The sequence below is a fragment of the Ancylothrix sp. D3o genome, from assembly GCF_025370775.1.
In the GTDB taxonomy this organism is placed as follows: domain Bacteria; phylum Cyanobacteriota; class Cyanobacteriia; order Cyanobacteriales; family Oscillatoriaceae; genus Ancylothrix.
The window spans coordinates 135,937-158,336 of sequence record NZ_JAMXEX010000006.1 but is presented as its reverse complement, the minus strand read 5'-3'; the positions used below and the strand labels follow the sequence as shown (position 1 = coordinate 158,336).

The window sequence follows — 22,400 nt, the reverse complement described above, 5'->3', positions numbered from 1 at the left end:
TCTTGTGGGGTTGGCCGGCAGATCCCAAAAAAATGGCGACCGCTGGAGACATTTTTGGCAAACTCACCACCGGCACCTAGGGCAAAAAATACGACCAATTTGTTATATTTTGGAAAAACTAATCAGGGAAGTGTAGTTTTTGCAGGCCGGCAGGGGCATTTCCGTTTAACCTCGACACATAATATTACTAAGCACGATTTGTACAGAGTATGAATTCACCGCAAAATCCGCAACCACCCAGTCCGCCACCACAAAATCAACCGCCGCGCACGATTTTAGGGGCTTTTACTCAAGCGGTACAGACTATTGCTAAGGTGAATTTTAACCAACTGGCCCTTAAACCAAATGCCAGAGTTGCCGAAATTTGGGTGCAGGATGCGGGGGCTCCAACAGTTCAAAAATACCCGCTTTTGGGAGAACGTTATTTAATTGGTCGCAGTTCTAAAAGCAGTGATATTGTTATTCGCAATCCGGTAGTCAGTCAGACTCATGTTTCAATTTCCCGCGATAGTAGCAAAGCCAATGCTCCTTTTATTATCCGCGATGAAAATTCTACCAATGGCATTTATTTAGGCAAACGCCGCATCAATCAATTACCCTTGCGTCATGGTGATTTGTTGACGTTGGGCCCGCCAGAATTAGCTGCTGCTGTCCAAATTCGTTATATTGATCCGCCGCCTTGGTATATCAAAGCGTTTCGATATTCGCTTTATGGTGCCGGTGGTTTGACGGCTTTGGTGGTGGGTTTGGTTTTACTGGAATGGCAAAAATTTCGAGTCCGACCTTTACCAGTTTCTACTCAAGGGCCGGTGGTGGTTTATGCTCGTGATGGTCAAACACCGCTGCGTCCTCCCTATAATAATTCTCACCAAGAAATTAAACGCCTTTCGGAATTTCCTAAAGCCTTACGCGATGCTGTGATTGCTTCGGAAGATAGCCGGTATTACTGGCATTTTGGCGTTGATCCGCTGGGAATTTTACGCGCTGTGGTGGCTAATGTGCGCGGCGGGGGAATTCGTGAAGGTGCGAGCACGATTACTCAACAACTTGCCAGAAGTTTATTCCGTGATTATGTGGGTACTGATGACTCTGCCGGTCGCAAATTGCGCGAGGCGGCGGTGGCTTTGAAATTAGAAACAGCTTACAGCAAAGATTACCTGTTACAGACTTATTTAAACCGCGTATTTTTGGGTTTAGATTTGTATGGTTTTGAAGATGCAGCCCAATTTTATTTTGGCAAGTCTGCTAGGAATTTGAATGTTTCGGAAGCAGCGACTCTGGTGGGAATTTTACCGGCCCCAAATAGTTTTAACCCGGTGCAAAATTATGAGTTGGCAATTCGACAACGCGATGGTGTAATTTACCGAATGCGTGCTCTGGGAATGATTAGCCAAGCGGATGCAGATCGGGCTCGCCGTTCGAGAATTGAGATTAATGAAAATGCTCGCAAAGTTCTTGAACAAACTATTGCGCCGTATTTTTATAATCATGTGTTTAATGAACTTGACCGGCTTTTGGGTGAAGGTTTGGCAAGAGAAGGTAATTTTATTGTTGAAACCGGCCTGGATCGCAAATTCCAGTCGGCGGCTGAATCTTCTCTGCGAAATTCTGTGGCCGGTAGCGGTGGTAGTTTTGGCTTTTCGCAAGGCGCAATTGTGACGCTTGATTCCACCACCGGCCAAGTTTTAGCAATGGTAGGCGGTGTTGATTACAAAGAAAGTCAGTTTAATCGCGCCACACAAGCTCAACGACAACCCGGTTCAACTTTCAAGGTTTTTGCCTATACAGCCGCTATTGAAAGTGGCATTTCTCCGGGTCGAGTTTACTCTTGTTCTCCCCTTAGTTGGCAAAGCCAATATTTTGAAGGTTGCGGAAGTGGCAGCGCAGATATGTATTCAGGGATGGCTTCTTCTTTAAATGTGATAGCGCTGCGGGTGGCGCAGGATGTGGGTTTAGATTCGGTGGTGCGAATGGCGCAGCGTTTAGGTGTGCAGTCGAAGTTAAATCCGGTGCCGGCTTTGGTACTTGGTCAAAGTGAAGTGAATGTGCTGGAAATGACCGGCGCTTTCGGTGTATTTGCAAATCGAGGTGTTAAAAATACTCCTCATACAATTACCCGAATTTATGATAGTAATGAGTGCGAAAATCCGAATGATCGCCAAACTTGCCGGTGTATTTATTCCTATGTTCCTGATACTAAATGCGAATCTTCTGGCGGTGGAAATGTAAATATTTTATCCCCAGAAGTGGCAGATAGCATGACAACTTTAATGCAAGGGGTTGTAGGTTCTGGCACAGGCAGGCCGGCATCAATTGGTTTGGGTGAAGAAGCGGGGAAAACCGGCACCACAAATGATAATGTTGATCTTTGGTTTATTGGTTATATCCCTTCTCAACAAGTCGTAACTGGTGTTTGGTTAGGCAATGATGATAACTCGGCTACTTCTGGAAGTAGTGCTCAAGCGGCTCAGTTATGGGGCGATTATATGGGGAAAGTGGCGCGGTAGTTTAAGAGGAATTAAACTTAGGCGAAAAACTAGGAAAGTTTTATTTTAACCGCGTTAATTTGCGGTTAAACTCAACCTACATTAATTTTTGAAAGCCTATCAATGGGATTGAAAAAATCATAAGTAGAAGCACTTAATTATTTGTAGGATAGTTTTAGCGTAAGCCTTACCCATCAAAGCCTTGAGAGTGTTGGGTTTCGTTCCTCTACCCAACCTACATTACACCCAGAGTTTAATTAAGTTGACTTACTTATCTGCTGAAATTGTAGAGGAACCCAGACAAAAAGCATCAGTAGGTGCCGGTTCATCAAAGACCTTTTTTTGTCTGGGAAAAAATTTAGAATTGTTGTCCTTTATTGAAATACCGGCCCGCCAAACTCATAGCATCGGCAATATCCACATCGCCATCACCATCAGCGTCTAAAAAATTATTCAAAACCGGGTTTTGCCCCTGCTGAGGATTTTGAGGATTTGCTCCCATTTTTAAAAGATTTAAAATCACCGGAATCAACAAAGGCAACATGGCTTGAATCATGCCACTATCTAACCCGGTTCGTTGAGAAACTTGCTGGATAATTTGGGCTTGCCATTGGGGAGGAAAAAGAGCTTGAACCGCTTGGGGATTCGCACCGAAACCGCTATAATTATTAACTAAACTTTGGGCTTGTTCTACACCGCCATTGTTCCGCTGTTGTTGCAAAGCCGAACGCACATGACTACCCACCAAAGACAAAACTGTTTGGGTTGTAGCCGGATCTAAACCATAATTATTGCCCATTGTTTGAGCAACATTGGCAAAGGAATTAAGTTCATTAGAACTTCCTTGCTGATTGGGGTCATTCACGGCATTTAAAAGCATATCCACTAAAGCCATTACTTTTCTACTCCTTTTTGGGGATGACAACTGCAACAAAAAAACTTAAATGAGCAAAAATCGCTCTTGGTAAATGTGTGTTCCTCTGGCGTTAAAAATTTAACTCAAGTCAAGAACACCACAAATTTAATCATAATCACAAAATCCTCTGCCGACACCCCCGCCAAAACCTCACCCATTGCGAATAACCCAAACAAATAGAGAAAATATTAAACTACTACCCAATTTTTTAACCTTCCCCCACCGATGGGAAACCCACAACAACATACCCATGCCTCTAACGCGCCTTTTAACCATCATTGCCGGTGTTACCTTTATCCTGGGGCTGATGCTTTGGTTAATCAACTCCTTTTACCGGCTTTACCTCGAACTTGCCTATGCTTCCCCGTTTTTAGGCAATTTGCTGATTTTGCTGATGATTGTATTGTTGGCTGTCTTAATAGCAGCCTTTGTTTATTATCTGGGGCTGTTTCCCAACTCGCCTGGGCGCAAAACTCAGCCCCGCAAAATTCGGCCAAAAATTCCCGCCCAAAAAACCGAAGCCGCCGAAGAAACCCTCAAAGCTATACGCCGGCAAGTTGACCAAATTCAAGATGAAGTCGCTCGTCAAGCCTTAATTAGCCGTTCCCGCGAAATTGAAACCTACCTCGCTCGCGGTGACTTACAAGTAGTTGTTTTTGGCACCGGCAGCGCCGGCAAAACTTCCCTAGTAAATGCTTTAATTGGGCGTATGGTGGGCCGCGTTGCCGCCCCAATGGGGACAACAGAAGTCGGAGAAACCTATCAACTAAAACTCAAAGGTTTAGATCGAGAAATTCTGATTACCGATACCCCCGGAATTTTAGAAGCCGGTGTCGCTGGTACAGAACGCGAAGAAATTGCCCGTCAGCTTGCCACCGAAGCCGATTTATTATTATTTGTTGTCGATAACGATTTGCAAAAATCTGAATATAACCCCCTACGAGCCTTGGCCGAAATTGGCAAACGCTCCATTGTTGTTTTTAATAAAACTGACATTTACCCCGCTGAAGATCGAGAGGCAATTTTAGCTCGTTTGCGCTATCGTGTCCGGGGTTTTGTATCTTCAATGGATGTGGTGGAAACAGCAGCAAATCCTTTACCGGTGCGTTTAGAAACTGGTGAAGTTTTCCAGCCTGATCCCGATATTATGCCTTTAATTCGGCGCATGGCTGCTGTATTACGCTCCGAAGGTGAAGATTTAATTGCAGATAATATTTTGTTGCAGTCTCAACGCTTGGGTGATGAGGCGCGCCGGCTTTTAGATGCTCAACGTCGTCGGCAAGCCGAAAAGGTGGTGGAGCGTTTTCAATGGATTGGTGCGGGGGTAATTTCTGTAACTCCTTTGCCGGTGGTGGATTTGTTGGCAACGGCGGCGGTAAATGCTCAAATGGTAGTAGAAATTGGTCGCATTTATGGCTGTGAATTAAATACAGAACGCGGGCGAGAGTTGGCGCTTTCTTTGGGTAAAACTTTGGCAAGTTTAGGAATTGTCAAAGGGGCGATTGAATTGGTTGCTACGGCTTTGCAGTTAAATTTAGGCACGTTTGTAATTGGCAAAGCTATTCAAGGCGTAACGGCTGCTTATTTAACACGAATTGCGGGGAAAAGTTTTATTGAATATTTCCGCCACGATCAAGATTGGGGAGATGGGGGAATTACAGAAGTTGTGCAACGTCAGTTTCAATTAAATAAAAAGGATGAGTTTGTTAAAGCTTTTATTAAAGATGCAATTGCTCAGGTGGTGGAACCTTTGCGGGATAAGTTACCGGGGGGACGAGCAGAGCTACAAGAGGGAGAATTGGAAACTGAGGGAGTGATCGAAAAGGTGCCGGTGTACAAACAAGAGGCGTATTTGGAAGAAGAGGATGAGCCTGGGGATGATTGGCAAAGCCCCAAAAAACGCCGCGATGAGTGGTAGAAGTGGAGCAGGCATCTTGCCTGCTAACAAATATCAGGATTCCTTAACATTGCTTACTAACTCGAAGTCGTTATGAGTATGATTAGAGGAGAAGCAGAAAAAGGGAAAGCAAAAATGAAGATCGAAAATATCCCCTTGAATAAAATTCGCCGGCCTCTGCCACGCAAAAACGACCAGGCAAAGGTGGCTGCACTGATGGAGTCGATTAAAGAAATTGGTGTCCAAGAACCGATAGACGTTTTAGAAGTAGAGGGAGAATATTACGGCTTTTCTGGATGTCACCGCTATGAAGCCTCACAACGCCTGGGGCTCGAAACTATCCCCTGCAAAGTCCGTAAGGCACCGCGTTCGGTATTAAAAATGCACTTAGCCTAAATGAAACACCGGCCCCAGACTGGAAATCTTTCTTAAGAACGATTGCTTTAAGACAGCCTAGCAATTGAATAGAAGATGAGACGTGCTGTGCAATTTTATTGTCATAAGGAGAACCAATCATGCAAATACAACCAAAACCCATGAAAATTGACATCGGTATTGAAGAAAAAACTCGCGGTGAAATTGCCGAGGGGTTATCTCGCCTGCTGGCAGACACTTATTCGCTTTATTTGAAAACGCATAATTTCCACTGGAATGTCACCGGCCCGATGTTTCAAACGCTGCATTTGATGTTTGAAACTCAGTATAATGAGTTAGCTTTGGCAGTGGATTTGATTGCGGAACGAATTCGAGCTTTGGGCTTTCCGGCACCGGGCACTTATAGTGAATTTAGCCGCTTGAGTTCCATTGAAGAAACAGCGGGAGTGCCGAAAGCAAAAGAGATGATTCGCTTGTTGGTGGATGGTCACGAAACGGTTGCTCGCACGGCGCGTTCTCTGTTTTCGACGGTGGATAAGGCGAGTGATGAGCCTTCGGCAGATTTGTTAACTCAGCGTTTGCAAGTGCATGAAAAGACTGCTTGGATGTTGAGAAGTTTGTTAGAAGAATAAGGATTTTAGATTGTTTCAGAAACCGGGTTTCTTTTAGGAATCCGGTTTTTAATATTTAGGAATAATGAACTATGAATAATGAATTATTAGAAAGTTTGATGAAGCAGGCGGGAATTGCAAGTTTTAGGGAACTGGCAAAAAATGCTGGGGTTTCTCAGTGGCAAATTAAGCAACTGCGGGGGGGGAAAATAGGGCAAATGCGGGTGGAAAATTTACAGAAAATTGCTAAGGCGTTGCAGATGTCGGTGGGGGAATTGTTGACGGTGTTTGAAATGAGCGAGCCGGTAAAATCGATAGCGGTTGGGGAATGGGAAAGTGAATATAAACGTCTGCAAGAAGAGTTAGGGCAACAGAAAAGTGTTTTGTTGCAAAGTTTTCGGGAAGAAACGTTACAGAAAATTGAGTCTTGGTTGTTGCAATGGCCGACTGCGGCGTATGCGGTACAACAAAAACCGGATATTCCTGCAACTCGGTTGTTGCCGTTGGTGAGGCCGGTTGAGCAGTTGTTGCAGGAGTGGGGAGTGGAGATGATCGGGCCGGTGGGTGCAGAGGTGGAGTATGATCCTCACCGGCATCAATTAATGGAAGGTAGTGCGGAGGCTGGACAACGGGTAAAGGTGCGTTATCAGGGGTACCGGCAAGGGGAAAAGTTGCTTTATCGGGCGAAAGTGAGCGTGGTTTAGGGGTTTTTTGGTCAGATGGAGCCGAGGGGGTTGAGCCACCGGCAGATTTCTTGTTTAAGCTTGTTGAGGTCGCGGTAGGCTTCTTGTTTGAACCATTGGCCAATGGCGTCGATGGGGGTGAAAACTTGACCGACCGGCCAGCTTACATCTTGACCCAAGGGGGTGACGTGGGTGCCGGTGATGGTTTGTAACGATACCATCCCTGGAAATTTGGCTTGCAGGAGTTGGTTGAGGGTGAGAGTTTGGTCGATGTCGTCGTTGGTAAATTTGACGAGGAGGTTGCGGCGGACTTGGTAGCCTTTGGAGATGATGGTGTCGGTTTCTTTGGGGGATGGGGTGAACTCGACGGAGACGAAGGGGGAGACTTGTTCGAGGAGGGGGATGGCGCGGGAGGCGGGGTAGTTGTTAAAGGAAATGAGGATATTGCCGGCGCGTTCGATGTCAAATAAGCTGCCGATGAGGAGGTGCAGTTTGCAGCCCATGCTGTGCCCTACGCCATAGATGGGGAGGTATTGTTTGCGGATGAGGCGGGTTGATTGGAGCCGGTTGAGGGTTTGCTCGAAACTCCAGAGGACGTCGCGGGCGATGGCGGTGTGATCAAGGGTGTTGATGAATGGGGTGGCGACGATGGCGTAGCCTTGTTGATGAAGTTGTTCGAGTAACCAGCGATAAGTGAGTTGGGGGGCGGTGGCTACGAAGGCACCGCCGAGAAAGTGTACGATGCCGGTGGGGCGTGGGGGAATTAAAACCCAATTGCCTGCTACTTCCTGCCAGTCGTCCATGCGGATTTTGTGTGATTATGGTTTCTTTTTTTAGTTTAGCGGGGGGGTGGGGGATTTTTTGTTTGCTTGGCTGGCATTGAGGTGGGAATTGCAGACGATGGGGTGAATCAATTTTATATTTAATAGTTTTCTGAGGTTCTCTTATGCTTTTTTCTGGTTAAAAACTGTTGGTATCGGGGAGAGTCTCAGAAGTTGGGATTTTTTATGAGAATAGTTAAAAAAATATTACAGTGTATTCGAGATTACAAATAATGTATTGACGACTACCAAAAATCAGCTTAAATGTAGATTTATGAAGAATTATAAGAGGGCTAATTATTTCCTATAAAATAAAAAGCAAAAGTTGGGGGTTAAAAGAAAGGTTTGGTTAAGATAGAGTAAATTTTAAGTAAGTCAAAAAAGCCGATGTAAGTCTTAATGTTGTTGTAATAATTGATACAGCAAGGCAGAGCTATATTGGTTACTAACTAGGGAAAGAGTAGAGATAAATATTGGAAGGAGAACAAGGGTTATGGTTAATGTTAAGAAAATTACGGAATTGAGAACAAAGCGAATCAAGGCGGTTGAGGGAGGCTACACGAAGGAGCAAAAGGCTTTCATCACCAAGGAATTTGTAGAGGGGCAAAAGGTACAATCTGGTAGTAATTTGGTGGATTCTCTGCGTCAGGCGTTGGATTTTTATCAGATGAAGCAGGAATTGCGAAACTCTCAGCAAGAGTTGCAAGTGCTGGACGAGAGATTTCGGAATGTTATTGATAAAAATGCTGATAGTATTATTATTGTTGATGAGGGGGGGAGAATTTGTTTTGCAAATCCGGCCTCAGAATTGCTGTTGAATTGTTCAGTTAGTGAAGTTTTAGGGAAAGAATTATTTGGAAAGTTTGTGATAGAAAATAGTTCTTATGATATGAATACAGATATTTTGCCGATGGGGAAGGATGCGGCAAATGCAAAAATGCGGGTGGTGCAATTGCAAGTGGATATTCAGCCCTGGTATGGGGAAAAAGCGATAGCGGAAATGCGGGTGGTGGAGACTAAATGGGAGGGAAAACTTGCGTTTTTGGTGCTTTTGCGGGATGTAACGGAGCGAAAATTGGCGCTGGATGCTTTGCGGCGAGAAAGAGATTTTACTAAGACGTTGGTGGAGGCTTCACCGGCTTTTTTTATGGCGCTGACAGCAGAGAAAAAAATTTTGATGATTAATGAAGCGATGCTAGGGGCGTTGGGTTACACACTGGAGGAAGTAGAAAATCAAGATTATTTATCGATGTTGGTGGGAAGTGGGGAAAGGGTGAAAGTTTGTGAGGAGTTTGAGCGTTTAATAAAGTTTAAAGAAAAAGTTTCTGGGGAAACGCATATTCTGGCTAAAGATGGCAAGTTACTGTTGGTGGAATGGCACAGCAGGCCGGTTTTTCGAGTAGACGGGGAATTGGATTTTATTTTGGCGATGGGTATTGATATTACGGAAAGGAAGAAAGCAGAAATTGCTTTGAAAGAAAGTGAAGCGCGGTTGAGAGAGCAGACGGAATATTTACAAAAAACGCTTTATGAGTTGCAGCGAACGCAGGCGCAATTGGTGCAAACAGAAAAAATGTCATGTTTGGGACAAATGGTGGCGGGGATAGCGCATGAAATTAATAATCCGGTGAATTTTATTTATGCAAATCTCTGTCATGCAAACAAGTATATGAAAGATTTATTGGAACTTGTGAATGTTTATCAGCAGCACTATCCAAAACCAAATTCTGAAATTTTAGAGAAGATAGAAGAGATTGATTTTGAGTTTTTGAGGGAGGATTTTCCGAAATTACTGGGTTCGATGGCGGTGGGGGCTGAGAGAATTGGCGATATTGTGTTAAATTTGCGGAATTTTTCACGGATGGATGAGGCGGAAATGAAGCCGGTAAATATTCACGATGGTATTGATAGTACATTGATGATTTTGCAGAACCGGCTGAAGGCAAAAGGCAGTTTGGGGGAAATTAAGGTGGTGAAAGAATATGGGGGGTTGCCGTTGGTGGAGTGTTATGCCGGTGCCCTGAATCAAGTGTTTATGAATATTTTGGCAAATGGAATTGATGCGCTGGAGGAAAGGCAAAGAGAGTGCCATAAAAATCAAGAAAACCGAGGAAGTTTCAGAAATGATGAGCGAGAAATTTACGTTCCTCAAATTGAAATTTCCACGAGTTTGAAAGATGACAAATTTGTGAAAATCCGAATTGCTGATAATGGAATGGGGATGAGTGAGGAAGTGAGAAAGCGGTTATTTGATTTGTTTTTTACGACGAAGCCGGTGGGGAAAGGTACGGGTTTGGGGATGTCGATTAGTTATCAAATTGTGGTGGAAAAACACGGAGGAAATTTGATGTGTAATTCGGCACCGGGAGAGGGGGCTGAATTTGTGATTGAGATTCCAATTTCGCCGAAATTCCGGGGTAATTGTTAAGGCAAAACAATCAAAAACTGCCGGTCGGCAATGAGGGGGATGTGTTGAAAAGAAAGAAAAAACCACAATTATTAAGCATCAAAATTCGTCTAATTCATCGGGTGGGCACAAGGGAGAGGGGGGGCGTTCACTACTCCAAGCCCACCAGGCAGAACCACAGTTACATTCATAAAATTCTTGCCATTTGCGGCGGTGATCTTCGGTGTAGACGGGGGAACGTCGGTTAATCCAAACTTGCACGGCTTGCATTGAAGTTGCTTTGCATCTGGGGCAGGAGAAGTCGCTGGCATGAATGGCTTTGTTTGTCCACTCAGGCGGGTTTAGCTCAAAAGCATCCATGTCCTGAAATTCCTCGATTTATTCATAATGATTATCACCGATTTGAGGCCGGTTCGTGCATAGGGGTGGAATTTGAGTGGAGTAGTTTACAAAATGTTAAGATTGCGAGAAAATTGTCTGTTACTTAACTATTTTAGAACGATTGTCCTATTACATTGTCTCAATTTTGGTTATTCTTTTATGGTCTGGGTGGTGTCGTTGCCGGTGCATCGAGTTGAAGTGAGACACAGATGGCACTCACGCAGGCTAAGGGTTTTTCTTCTGTCAACCAGCACGAGGATTGAATTTCATGCCTCCTTTGATGTATAACCTTATCTCGTTTCTCGGCATTTTTGGTTTGTGCGCGATTGCATGGTTGTTTTCTGAACACCGGCGCATTATTCCCTGGCGTGTGATTATTTCGGGTATTGCTTTGCAATTAATTTTAGGGGCTTTTGTTTTTCGGGTTCCAATTACGCGAGATTTGTTGCAAGGTTTTAGTAGTTTGCTGGATGGTGTGTTTTTGGCAGCAGATACGGGTGCTAATTTTGTTTTTGGTAGCAATATTGTGCCGTTACCAACCAGGCCGGCTGCTGTGAATTTAGGTTATATTTTTGCGTTTCGGGCGTTGCCGACGGTGGTTTTCTTTTCTGGTTTAATGGCTTTGCTAGAAAATATTGGGGTGATTCAAGTAATTACCAATGTTTTCGCTAAGGTTTTTTATAAAGTTATGGGTTTAAGTGGGGCAGAAGCGCTGAGTGGGGCGGCGAATATTTTTGTGGGAATTGAGGCGGCAATTGTGGTGAAACCTTATTTGCCGAAGATGACTCGCAGCGAACTTTGTGCGATTTTGGCTTGTTGTTTTGGGACGGCGGCTTCTTCGACTTTGGCAATTTATGTTAGTTATTTGAGGCCGGTGTTTCCAAATATTTTAGGGCATTTGGTGTCGGCTTCTATTATGGCGATACCGGCTTGTTTTGTGTTGTCAAAAATTTTGGTGCCTGAAACAGAAACGCCGGTAACGGCTGGGGGAATTCCTGAAGAGGAAAAAATTACGAAACGCCGATCAAAAGATTACACCGGCACAGATTTTGATGGGGAAGATTTAGAAGAAAAAGAAGAACTGATGGCAAAAGAAACGGCTATGGGTGAACCGATTCAGCGAGTGAGTCCTTTGGATGCTGCCATTTTGGGGGCTTTGGAAGGGGTAAAAATGGCGGTTTCGATAGCGGCGGTGTTGATTTTGATTGTGGGGTTGGTTTCTTTAATTAATCAAATTTTTGCGGCTTTGGCGGCGTTGCCGGCACCGATAGGGAGTATTTTTAAATTGCTGACTTTAGCAAATATTCAAGGGGCGTTATTTTATCCTTTGACTTTGTTAACGGGTGTGCCTTTTGAGGAGTCTTGGATCGCTTCAGTGATTATTGGCCGCCGGCTTTTAGAAACGGCAATTCCGCCTTATCAAGCATTAGCAGAAGCTGCTAAAAATGGGTTGGTGAGTGAGAGAACAGTTTTGATTGTGAGTTATGCGCTTTCTGGGTTTGCTCATTTGGCTTCGGTGGGTATTTTTGTGGGTGGTACAATTGCTTTAATTCCGTCTCGACGTAAGGATATTTCTGAGTTGGGTTGGAAGGCTTTATTTATTGGGACTTTGGCAACTTTGATGATTGCTTGTATTGCGGGGGTTTATGATAATGGTGATGCGAGTATTTTAGGGCAGAAAGCGGCGCCGGTGCAGCAAGAACAAACTACGCCGCCACCGCCACCGGTAGCAACACCGGCAGCAACACCAAAAGCAACGCCTGAAGCGAATAAAACGCCAAAAGTGCCGGTGAAAAGGTGATAAGTAAGGGGGAATTAAAAACCGCAGATGAACGCAAATAAACGCAGATAAACACAAATAACTTGTTTACTTTAACGATAAAACATCTCCTCTTCATCCGCGTTTATCTGCGTTTATCTGCGGTTAATTTATTAACTTTATCCACCAAGGAATTATGATTGATCAAGACTCAGAAATTCAAAGATTATTAGATTTATTACCGGCTTCAAGTCGAATGCGGACAAAAATTGTTAATTCCAAGCAGCAAAAGGTGGTCATTGAAACGAAATTTCCGATGCCTTGGGCGGCGGAAAGACCAATTTTAATTAATTTCGATTTGTGGCGGGAATTGCCAGGGCAACAAAGGGATTTATTGTTGTTGCGAAGTGCAATTTGGTTGAGTCAAATACGCTGGTTAAAGTTTGATTTGTATCAGGGATTAATTGTTGCCGGTATTGTGGGGACTTTGGTGGAATTGGTACAAGCGGATGTGGTGGGTACTATTGTTGGGGGGGGGTTGAGTGTGGTTGCCGGTGGGCAAATTTGGCGGTCTAATCGCAGTTCTCAAGTGGAATTGCAGGCGGATGAAGAGGCAATTCGGGTGGCGCAAAGACGGGGTTATTCGCCAACGGATGCGGCCAGTTTTTTGTTGAAAGCAATTGAAAGTGTGGCAATAATTGAGGGGCGATCTGCGTTGAATTTTACGGAGTTAATTCGCTGTCAAAATTTGCGGATGCTGGCGGGTTTGTCTTCGGTTGATGTCCCTGATTCTCTGAAGCGCTAAGGGTAAAGTTTTGAGGTGTTAAGTGCTAAATCTTTATGGGGGGCTTCCTTGTAGTTGGGCCGGTGAAATTGGGGTGGGGTGATTTTATTTAGGCTGAAAATGAGGGTTTTTTCAGTCTTTTGAGGGATGACAAAATGGGGTGGTTTATATTTTAGAGTTGAGGTTTTAAATTGTAGCTTTAGAGGAAAACAACGCTGGATAATCTTTTTAAAAGATGAGATTGTTTTGAAGTAATCATAATTTATGAAGCTGACTGAAGCGGGGCCAAAATAAGGTGCCGGTGAGGCAGCCTCAAGTTTTAATAATGATACAACTCACGATAGAGGTATCTTAATTTTTTGAAGTTTAAGTTAAGTTTAGTTGTCTAAATTAAATGGTTTTATGTTTGTCTCAACAACAGCCTCAAAGGATGTTTTCTTTTGTCCAGAAGAGTCAGATTTTTATGCTTATTGTATGGAGTCTTTAGTTTTAAATACTTGTGGGAATTCTCAGTCTATTGTTGAATTTGGATCTGGGGATGGAATGCCGATAATTAAGGCGTTGTCCAAAACAAATTTTACGGGCCGAGTTCACGGCTATGAGTTAAATAAGCTTGCTTGTGAGGTGGCAAAGGCAAAAATTGCTAAGGCGGGTTTGAGTCATCAATATATTCTTCATAATCAGTGTTTATTTGAGTCTATAAAGCCGCCGGCGGATTATTTGGTTTCAAATCCTCCTTATTTGCCGGCTAGTGATAATAAGCTTTATCAACCGTTATTACATGGGGGAACTGATGGCATTACGGTTACAAAAAAATTGCTTGATTTGGGTTATAAAAATGTGATGGTTTTGGCTGCGAGTTATTCTAACCCAGTTGGTTTGATTGAGGATGCGAAATCAAAGGGTTATTTGGTTGCTAATTTTACAATTTCGCCTTTGCCATTTGGGGAATATAGTTCGGAAGCAAAGGTGAGAAATCAAATTGCAGAAATGCGCCAAAATAATCAGGCTTTTTATTCTGAACGGCTTTATTTATTGGCTGGTGTTTTGTTTACGAAGCAGCGTAAAGGTGTGGTGGATGTTTCTCGTGAGTTGCTGCATCTTTTGACCGCTTTATAAAGATTAAAAGCTGATTATAAAACCCGGTTCCTATAAGGAACCGGGTTTTTAATTAAGTGGAAGATGCTGCCATTTCTGCGTCTTGAATTGAGAGGACTACGGCTTTAGCGGCCCGTTCGCCAATTTGTTTTTCTTGGTCGTATCCCAGCACTAATTCCCAAGCGTCATTTGGATACATTTCGGCTAGGGGAAGGGCGACATTTTCAAGCATCCATTGTCCATGACGTTCATCTTCTTTGATGTGTAGTTCCCAGTAGCCCATTGCTGCTTGAGATAGTCCGAGACGTTGGGCGGCTACGAGGTAGGTTTGGTAAATGGCGGGGCCGGCTATTTCAAAGTAAGTAAGACCGCCATTGTAGCGGAGAAAATGGCGTTTTCTTTCGGTAAGTAAGAAGTTGTGATTAATCGAGGCGAGGATGTCTGCCGGCACGATATTAAAATAAGCTTCTGGTTCGGTATGTAGTCCGAGATCGGCTAACATTTGTGCAAAAAAGGTGGAGTGCTTGCGTTGCAGACGACCGCCGCCATATTCTTCAAAAAGTACGCGGGTAAGGGTTGCTTGGACTTCGTTAGCGGCGCCGCCGATGATCCGAGATAGCCGGCTTGCTTCAACTAAACCGTCAAAGGAGGCGATAGATAAAAGATGCCGATAGCCGGTTAAACTCATGCGTTCACGCATAAACCGGCTTTCTTGGCTGAGGGGTGGGTTTAAGTCATATTCGTAGCGTTCAATTAAGGCTTGTTTGACATCGAGTTTTTTGATTGATTCGACATCCATTTGGGATAATTCCCAGGCTTGCCAAGGTTCCTCGATTTGGTCACGGATTTTTCGTAAATAGAGGGAGCGTTCGTTTTTGTAGTTCTGCAAATCGTCATACCAAAAGAGGTTAAGCCGGTTGATTTGGTATAATATCCGCATTAAAAAAAGGTGCGCTGCTTCTTCACAAAGCGGCGGCTGATAAGCGGCTTGAATGGCATAATCGATGCTGTTTTCAAAGTCACTTATAAGGGCGCTTTGTTCGGTGACTTTGTTGTCTAAGTCCTCCATTTCTAACAGGCTTATAAATTGCTGCTCTGCTTTTTCGTAATTGGGAGGTGTTGGTGGCTTTACTGGCAGCCCTGGTATTTCTAATTCAGTGTTTAGAAATAAAACTTCTGTGTTCGTCATGGGAGTTTTTTAAGTTGTGAGTGGGGTGGGGTTGTTGGGATTCTGCAAAAAATAGCAGAGTTCGTTCTGATTTTTACCTATAAAATTTACGATAACAAGCCAATCAATTAATTACGTCTTTCAATTGATAGAAAAAATAAACAAACTTAACCCCGCTTTCTCTCTCTCTTAAGGAGGGAAGGGGGAGTAGAAGAAATGTTTTAACATTTTTAATTAGCGTTTAGGCCAAGGAATGCTGGAATCTGCTGCTAACTGGCGGGCTACGGCGGCTGCTCCGTCGCTGTTGATATGGCTGGGATCTTGAAAATAGTTGTTGTGTCGCAAAGCCGCCAGTGATAAATTGCGAAATAAAAAGCTTTGTTGACGGGATTCTTGCTGCATTTTTTGCACGAATTTCTGTTCGGCTGTATAGCGGGTGGTATCTAAATAATCATCCGTTAGAGGTAAGTTGACGAAGAGGAGGGTAATTTTAAGAGATTGGGTGAATTTAACAATATTATCTAAGGCTTTTTTTTGTTCGCCATCAAGTTGCAATTCGGCATAGTCTTTGTCAAATTGTCCGCTGACTTTGGGATTAATTTGATAGTATTGGCTGGGATTAAAGCGGCTGAGAATGGGCAAAAATCCGTTAGAGTCAATTTGGTTAATGATTTCGCTTTGCTTTTTTTGGCCTAAAGCTGTTTGAATTGGATTAAAAGAGGTAAGGCGAAAAGAGTCTTGGTTATTGGGTACAGAAATTGAAGTTAATTCACCCAGGGATGGGTAAATACCTGCAACTAATCGCTCATAGCCGGGGGAGGATAGAATTGCTTGATAGGTGCGATCAAGACGACCACTATTAAAGGCTCGCACGCCATCAGCCCAAATAATCATCCGGGGTAATTGTTCAGGTTTAAGAAGTTTTCTGAGCATAAAGTCTACAACTTGAGCCGTTGCGCCATTGACGGAAAAATTATAAATTTGCAGCCCCGAATAACCGCGTGTTGCTAAGGATTGTTGTAAGGATTTTGGATTTATTCCTTGTAAGGCGCGGGAACTGCCAACTATTAAAATATCGGCTTTGCCAACGGCTGCTAAATAAGAAAGATAAAGGGCAAGCTGTTGATCTAATATGTGGCTATTAAAGGTGGGAAAAGAGACGGATAAATCACTTTTTGCTGCTTTTTTTTGGGCGATAGTAAAATTTTGCAAATATTCAGCGGCTTTTTTTTGAGCAAAGGCGCGTTTGGGGCTGTGGGGAGGGACTTTTTGCATATATTCTACGGCTTTTAGCCACGCCAAGGCGACATCGTTTAATTGTTGGGGGGTTTTTGCTGTTTGTGCTAAATTTGAGGCTTTAATGGCGCTTCTAACGCCTTCAGAAAAAAAGTCTGGTTGGGGGACTGTGGGGGGTGCTGGTGCGGTTGTCACCGGCTTTTTTGGGGGGGATGTTGTTGAACAAGCGGCAAGAATTAATACTGCTGTTGCGGTTAATGAATGGGTGATTAAGTTTTTTTTGAGCATGGTTACACTGGTTGTTTTGCAAGGTTAACGTTTGCAGTGATAAAGTTGGTAGCCATAGCCGTTAATATAAGGCCATTTGCCGATTTTTTGGGTGCAGTTTTGAGCTTTTAAATTAACCGGCACTTCAAAGTTTACAAGCCATAAATCTAAAGGTCGGGGAAGTTTGGCGAGGGTTTGTTGCAAAGTTTTTGGGCTTTTGCAAGTGTTTTCTTGACAAGGTATAGTTTTTTCATGGGCTAGGAGAAATTGGGGTTTTGTGTTTGGGGAATGTTTTTTAAATTCCCAAGCTAAACCCATCATTTCTCCAACTTGTACTAAAGTTTGATGGTTGGTGGCGATTAAAACTGTGGCGTTTGGAGTGGTGTTTTGTTCAATAATGGGAACGAATAAATCGGGACGATAATATTTTTGGTAGCCAAGATTTGAGACGACGGTGATGGCGCTGAGAAATGCCATTATCCAAATGATTACTACTGATTGTTGGGGATGAGAAAGCGAGGAAATTTCGTTTTTCCAACAAGTTGCAAGGCTGGCTGCAATGAGGAGAATTACGGCGGGAAAGTAAACAAAGTTGTATCGGGCACCGCGTGTAATATCGATGCCCAAAACGTAACTAATGAGGAAAAATTCCGCCATAGCGCTGAGAATAAAGGTGATTAATATGTAGGTGTAAAGTTGGTTGATGTTGCAAAGTTGTTTTTTGATGCCGCGCCACAAAATCGGTAAAGCCCAAATAAAAAATATGAGCATGATTAAGCCAGAAATTATGAGGATGAAAAGGTTGGGAGATTCCACCGGCAATAATGAAAGCATGGTTATCCAAGCAGCTAAGGCTTGAACAATTGGGTTAATTAGGCTTAATATATTAAAGCTACCGTCGCCGCGTATCCATTGGGTTTGCTCATCTGTAGAAATTCTTATCCAAAGCGGTACCCAAACTAATGATCCAGCTATAGTGCCGATTATAACTGCATAAAATGATGAGAGATTAGCAAAAGGTAATTGAGGTAACTTTTGACAAACTTTATTAGTCTTGAAGAAGGGTAATCTGGGGGCGAGTAGTAATAAAAATAAAACGCTTGTTTCGGCAATTAAGGTGAGGGCAAAAAAGAAATGAGTAGCCATTCCCAGGGTATTTATGAGTACCCAAGTTAGGGATAACCAGGCGGGTATTTTGTTATTTTTAAGGATGCTTTGTATGGCTTTAATTAAACAACAAAGGGAGGCGATAACCCACAAGTTACTGATACTATAGTGGCGGGCTTCTTGAGAGAGAAAAATGCCGTAGGGAGAAACTGCCATGAAGGCGGCGGCTAATTGTCCGACTAAATTTGAGCGAAAAGCAAGCCGACCAAAAAAATACATCGCGGGGATAGAAAGCACGCCCAAAATGGCCGGAAAAGAACGCGCTATCCAGATGGAAATGTATTCAGAAGATGGGGGGAATAAGTATGCCCAAATATGAGCTAAAACGAAATAGAGGGGGGGATGTACATCTTCGCCAGTGATGTAATTTACGACATTGTTTAGAGGTGCTTCTGGCAGCAATTTTAAGGGGGTTAATAAGGTTTCTATTGAAATTGCTTGATTGAGGGGCGTTGTTTTAAAGGAACGCCCTAACATGGCTATGAGGGTGGCAAATTCATCTGTCCAAGGAGGTTTACCGGCCAGGTGGGAAAATCGCAGGCCGGCACCAATTATCACCCAAAAGAATAGCAGTAATAAATCTGAAAATGGGAATTGATAATTTGGAATTGGTGAGGTTTTTTGATTCATGTTGATTGTTTATTTTTAATCAATTTCCGTGACGCGCCAACTTAGTTTTAGGTTAATCCAGAAATTCCAGAAAGTTACCAGGCCAATTGCCATTAAATTAGCGAGATATTCATTAATGCCTAGTAGATTATACAGCAGGTTTAACAAGGCTACATTTAAAATTAGGCCGGTTAAACAAATCAAATTAAACTTCAAAAAGCGTTTGATACGTTGGCGTTGACCACGCTGGCGGGTGGAAATATCGCCAAATGTCCAGATATCATTCCACAAAAAGTTATTGATAATTGCAACTTCTGCGGCAATAATTTTACTGCGAGTTAAGGGTAAATTGAAAATCCCATCATGCAGTAAATATAACACCACCATATCGACAAAAACGCCGCTAAATCCCACAACTCCAAACCGCAAAAATCGCTCCACCGGCCACAGGGAAAGACGCAGGCGAATGAGGTGTTGAATGTACTCGATATATTGTTTGGCTGTGACTTTACTTTCGCCTTCCTGGCGTTCTTGAAAAACATAGCCAACTTCACTTATCCAACGAATGTTTCCGCGTCCTAAAACTTCAATCAAAATTTTATATCCTAACGGGTTCATTGTGACACCCGCCAGGGCATTTCGGCGCACCAAAAAATACCCACTCATGGGGTCAGAAACTCGGCCAATAACTTCTGGTAATAAAACTAATCCTAAGAGTTGAGCACCGCGTGATAAAACGCGACGAATCATACTCCAATCACTGACTCCGCCGCTGTCTAAATGTCGGCTGGCGGTGGCTAAATCGGCGCCGCGTTGTATTTCTCGCCAAAGTTTTAATAATGTCTCCGGTGGATGTTGTAAATCGGCATCAATCACCCCTAAAACATCACCTCTTGCGACTTGCCAACCCCTAATAACGGCGGTAGAAAGTCCGCGTTCAGTTTCGCGGCGCATCACGCGCAATTGTGGGTATTTTGGAATCAAGTTTTGAGCAATTTCCCAGGTGCGATCTGGGCTGTTGTCATCAATGACAAGCAGTTCATATTCACCGAGTATTTCTGTGTCTAAAATTTCGCTCAGTTTTGAAATAATGTCACTGATATTATTGGCTTCGTTATAAGTAGGAAGAACTAAAGAAAATCGCAAAGTTTGCTCACCGTTTTGCAAAATAGCTTGGGGTGGAATTTGCAAAGATGTGGCGGGAACGGGTAAGAGAAAGTTAGGTGAGTTGGAAGTCATTATTTTATTTAATTTCGTAAAGTTTAATGCTCAATTTGTCAAGGTCTTGGGTTCCAAAAAGTTCTTGAGTTTGGGTAAGTTTAAATTTGGGATTTAAAACGTTTTCGACTTTTTGTTTTTCTGCGGGTGTGGATGCCGGCGACCAAATAGGCGCTGCTACATCTATCCAGAGAATACGCTGATAAATGGATGCTTCATAGTTGAAAAGTTTTTCGAGGTTTGGGGCTAGATTAGCAGATTCTTGGGCTAAAAGCATCACTGCTGCGTTAGGCTTGATGTAGTAGGCTAGGCGCAAAATATAGCCCCAAGCGCGTGCATTCATGGCTATTAAGGTGGGGGTTGTGGGTTGTTGTTGGATAATGCCATTAATTGTATGAAACATTTGGCGGTTTCTGAGGCTAAAGTCGCCGGCGCTTAAACTTAAATACAACAGCAAGAAAGTTGCAATTAAGGGTTTTTGCCAACGCGGCGAGAGGTGGGTAATAGCAAGAGATAATAATAGCAGACTCCCTGGCAAAATTATAATGCTTTTGGAGTTTTCGGCAAGGGTATATTTTTGGGTGGCGCAGTCTACGGCGAAAGCAATGAAAAGAGGTAAAAAACTTAAAATTAAAGCAATGCCTAATTTTTGGCGTTCTGGTTTCCATAAAATAAAAACTGCCGCAAATAAAAACAGGGAAAATAAAATGCCGGTGCTGACAATGAGGTGGAGGGGTAAGCTGGTTTGCCAGTCTCCAATTAAAAGGTTAACGCCAACAGATTCCGCCACATCTCGAAGGTGTAAAAAGAAGGCTATAAAAACATTATTGGGGGTGTTAAACCGGCCTAAATCAGCATTCTTGATTTGTTGAGAAAACCCCCACAGCATCCAAGGAACTGCCAGCAAAACACCGACTCCTAAACGCAACAAATGGAGGATAAGTTTTTGAGGGTTTTGGGGGTAAAGAAATAAGGCTAAGGCGGCTAGGGCGACGATGAAATAAGCATATTGGTAAAAAGTCATTAACCCGCAAGTTACCGAAAAAATTAACAGGATATTCCAGAAAATTTGCTGACGCCGGGATAAGTCTTGCGTCATAATTTGAAGGGATGCTAAAGCGCTAATAATTACCCATAAAATTAGCGAGTTATACATTCGGATATTGAGAGATTGGAAGAAAAAGAAAGGATTGAGACTTAATAAACCGGCCAATAGTAAACCTGAGCGGTGATTAGCAACAATTTTGCCTAATTTATACGCACCAAAAATTGAAATACAGCTTAATAAAACCTCTAAACTTCTCATAGCGGTTTCGCTATTGCCAAACAAGCGCAGCCAAAAATGTTGAGTAATGAAAAATAAAGGCGGATGAGGTTCGGCGGCTAATCCTCGCAATAAGTTTTTAAAAGTTGTTAAAATGTCCCCTAGGTTAGATTCCACCGGCAACGTCAACAGGGATGCGTAATCTGATAAAGATACAGGAAAAGCTTCAGGCGTTTTGTAGCCAAGCTTTTGCCCTGTGGCTAATAGCAAAGACAAAACCTCATCATACCAAAATTCTCTGTTTCTTATATAAATAAATCGCAAAAATACCCCTAAAAATATGGCAAAAAGTAACCATTTATCTAAAGAAAAAAACTGAAAAAGTTTTGCCGACTTCAAAAAACGCTGAGTCATAAAAAATAATTGTGTTGACAAACATAGCTAAGATAGACAAGAATAAGAGCGTTTGGGCATCGAATAGGCGACAGCCCCCCACATCAATCAGTAGAAAAAAGCCCGCAGGAGGGGCGTTAAGTGTTGAACAATAAAAAAATCATATTTTTGATCTCAATTGCCTGCCTTATTGCTACCGCAGTCACCATGTATTTGATGGGATTTATCAACCCCGAAATTATCCAGCTTTGGTTAAAAAAAGCCGGGATCTGGGCTCCGGTGATTTACATTATATTGTATGTGGTTTTTACCATTTTAATTATTCCTTCCACAACCCTAAATTTAGCCGGTGGTGCAATTTTTGGGCCTTGGTTGGGGACGTTTTGGACGGCGGTTGCTGCCGTTATTGCGGCGGTGGTTAGCTTTGCATTTACGCGGACAATTGGGCGCGAATGGGCGGCGAAAAAACTGGCGGGGCGTTGGCAAGCAATGGATGCAGAATTGCGTCAAGGCGGCTTATTTTATATGTTTGCAATTCGGCTTTTGCCTTTGATTCCTTATGGGATTGTAAATTTTACGGCGGGCTTAACTTCGATTCAATTTAAAGATTATTTTTGGGGAACAGTTTTAGGCACAGTACCCGGAATTTTGCCCTTTGTTTTAATTGGCAGTTTTGGTTTAAAAGCTTTGCAAACCGGCGATGTTTTGCCTTTGATGGCCGCTTTTGCACTCACCGGCTCGCTCGTTGGGGCTGCAACTTGGTATCGCCGTCGCCGCATGAATCCCCAAAAAGCTTTGTTAGAATATGAGCAATCTCGTCAAATCAATCACCCCGGTACACAAAATCTGGATTAATTAAA

Annotated in this window: 18 protein-coding genes; 10 read left to right on the top strand and 8 right to left on the bottom strand. The window is 43.1% G+C overall.

The window, feature by feature from the left end; translation table 11 throughout:
* Positions 1-209: 209 nt before the first annotated feature.
* On the top strand, positions 210-2,507 hold the full coding sequence (locus tag NG798_RS13590; protein ID WP_261223642.1) for a PBP1A family penicillin-binding protein: 2,298 nt from the start codon (positions 210-212) through the stop codon (positions 2,505-2,507).
* A 337-nt stretch (positions 2,508-2,844) separates the two neighbouring features.
* Here the strand turns inward: NG798_RS13590 and NG798_RS13585 are convergent, their stop codons facing one another.
* Positions 2,845-3,381, bottom strand: coding sequence for a DUF937 domain-containing protein (locus NG798_RS13585; RefSeq protein ID WP_261223639.1), 537 nt, complete (start codon positions 3,379-3,381; stop codon positions 2,845-2,847).
* 271 nt (positions 3,382-3,652) lie between these two features.
* On the opposite strand from NG798_RS13585, the gene NG798_RS13580 reads away from it, so the two are divergent.
* From NG798_RS13580 to NG798_RS13565, 4 genes are all read left to right on the top strand, one after another.
* Entirely contained in the window at positions 3,653-5,320 is a 1,668-nt protein-coding gene (locus NG798_RS13580; RefSeq protein WP_261223637.1) for a YcjF family protein, read from the top strand.
* Between the two features lie 114 nt (positions 5,321-5,434).
* Positions 5,435-5,695 carry a sulfiredoxin gene (locus NG798_RS13575; protein ID WP_261223933.1) on the top strand — a complete coding sequence of 87 codons (261 nt, stop codon included), beginning with the start codon at positions 5,435-5,437 and terminating at the stop codon, positions 5,693-5,695.
* Between the two features lie 140 nt (positions 5,696-5,835).
* Positions 5,836-6,306, top strand: a complete 471-nt coding sequence (locus NG798_RS13570; RefSeq protein WP_375338966.1) for a Dps family protein — start codon at positions 5,836-5,838, stop codon at positions 6,304-6,306.
* Between the two features lie 71 nt (positions 6,307-6,377).
* Positions 6,378-6,989, top strand: a complete 612-nt coding sequence (locus tag NG798_RS13565) for a helix-turn-helix domain-containing protein (RefSeq protein ID WP_261223624.1) — start codon at positions 6,378-6,380, stop codon at positions 6,987-6,989.
* A gap of 11 nt (positions 6,990-7,000) precedes the next feature.
* On the opposite strand, the gene NG798_RS13560 is transcribed toward NG798_RS13565, so the two are convergent.
* Positions 7,001-7,771, bottom strand: a complete 771-nt coding sequence (locus tag NG798_RS13560; RefSeq protein ID WP_261223622.1) for a DUF1350 family protein — start codon at positions 7,769-7,771, stop codon at positions 7,001-7,003.
* Positions 7,772-8,282: 511 nt separating this feature from the next.
* On the opposite strand from NG798_RS13560, the gene NG798_RS13555 reads away from it, so the two are divergent.
* Positions 8,283-10,217, top strand: a complete 1,935-nt coding sequence (locus tag NG798_RS13555; RefSeq protein ID WP_261223620.1) for a PAS domain S-box protein — start codon at positions 8,283-8,285, stop codon at positions 10,215-10,217.
* Between the two features lie 78 nt (positions 10,218-10,295).
* Here NG798_RS13555 and NG798_RS13550 read toward each other — a convergent pair whose 3' ends face one another.
* Entirely contained in the window at positions 10,296-10,556 is a 261-nt protein-coding gene (locus NG798_RS13550; RefSeq protein ID WP_261223618.1) for a hypothetical protein, read from the bottom strand.
* Positions 10,557-10,845: 289 nt separating this feature from the next.
* Here NG798_RS13550 and NG798_RS13545 point away from each other — a divergent pair, with 289 nt between their 5' ends.
* The 3 genes from NG798_RS13545 to NG798_RS13535 all read left to right on the top strand — a co-directional run bounded on the left by NG798_RS13545 (position 10,846) and on the right by NG798_RS13535 (position 14,239).
* Positions 10,846-12,378 (top strand): NupC/NupG family nucleoside CNT transporter, encoded by a 1,533-nt coding sequence (locus NG798_RS13545; RefSeq protein ID WP_261223617.1) that lies wholly within the window; start codon positions 10,846-10,848, stop codon positions 12,376-12,378.
* Positions 12,379-12,535: 157 nt separating this feature from the next.
* A complete protein-coding gene (locus NG798_RS13540) occupies positions 12,536-13,141 on the top strand; it encodes a DUF3318 domain-containing protein (RefSeq protein WP_261223931.1) in 606 nt (201 codons plus the stop codon).
* 381 nt (positions 13,142-13,522) lie between these two features.
* The gene (locus NG798_RS13535) at positions 13,523-14,239 is read left to right on the top strand and encodes a methyltransferase (protein ID WP_261223616.1); all 717 of its coding nucleotides are present in this window, start codon (positions 13,523-13,525) and stop codon (positions 14,237-14,239) included.
* 52 nt (positions 14,240-14,291) lie between these two features.
* On the opposite strand, the gene NG798_RS13530 is transcribed toward NG798_RS13535, so the two are convergent.
* The 5 genes from NG798_RS13530 to NG798_RS13510 form a co-directional block, all read right to left on the bottom strand.
* Positions 14,292-15,407, bottom strand: coding sequence for an iron-containing redox enzyme family protein (locus NG798_RS13530; protein ID WP_261223615.1), 1,116 nt, complete (start codon positions 15,405-15,407; stop codon positions 14,292-14,294).
* A gap of 213 nt (positions 15,408-15,620) precedes the next feature.
* On the bottom strand, positions 15,621-16,910 hold the full coding sequence (locus NG798_RS13525) for a hypothetical protein (RefSeq protein ID WP_261223613.1): 1,290 nt from the start codon (positions 16,908-16,910) through the stop codon (positions 15,621-15,623).
* A 24-nt stretch (positions 16,911-16,934) separates the two neighbouring features.
* A complete protein-coding gene (locus NG798_RS13520; protein ID WP_261223611.1) occupies positions 16,935-18,686 on the bottom strand; it encodes a glycosyltransferase in 1,752 nt (583 codons plus the stop codon).
* 15 nt (positions 18,687-18,701) lie between these two features.
* The gene (locus NG798_RS13515; RefSeq protein ID WP_261223609.1) at positions 18,702-19,904 is read right to left on the bottom strand and encodes a glycosyltransferase; all 1,203 of its coding nucleotides are present in this window, start codon (positions 19,902-19,904) and stop codon (positions 18,702-18,704) included.
* Positions 19,905-19,908: 4 nt separating this feature from the next.
* Positions 19,909-21,561: a glycosyltransferase family 39 protein gene (locus NG798_RS13510; protein ID WP_261223607.1), complete on the bottom strand. Its 1,653-nt coding sequence runs from the start codon at positions 21,559-21,561 to the stop codon at positions 19,909-19,911.
* A 120-nt stretch (positions 21,562-21,681) separates the two neighbouring features.
* Here NG798_RS13510 and NG798_RS13505 point away from each other — a divergent pair, with 120 nt between their 5' ends.
* The gene (locus NG798_RS13505; RefSeq protein ID WP_261223605.1) at positions 21,682-22,395 is read left to right on the top strand and encodes a TVP38/TMEM64 family protein; all 714 of its coding nucleotides are present in this window, start codon (positions 21,682-21,684) and stop codon (positions 22,393-22,395) included.
* Positions 22,396-22,400: the final 5 nt, after the last annotated feature.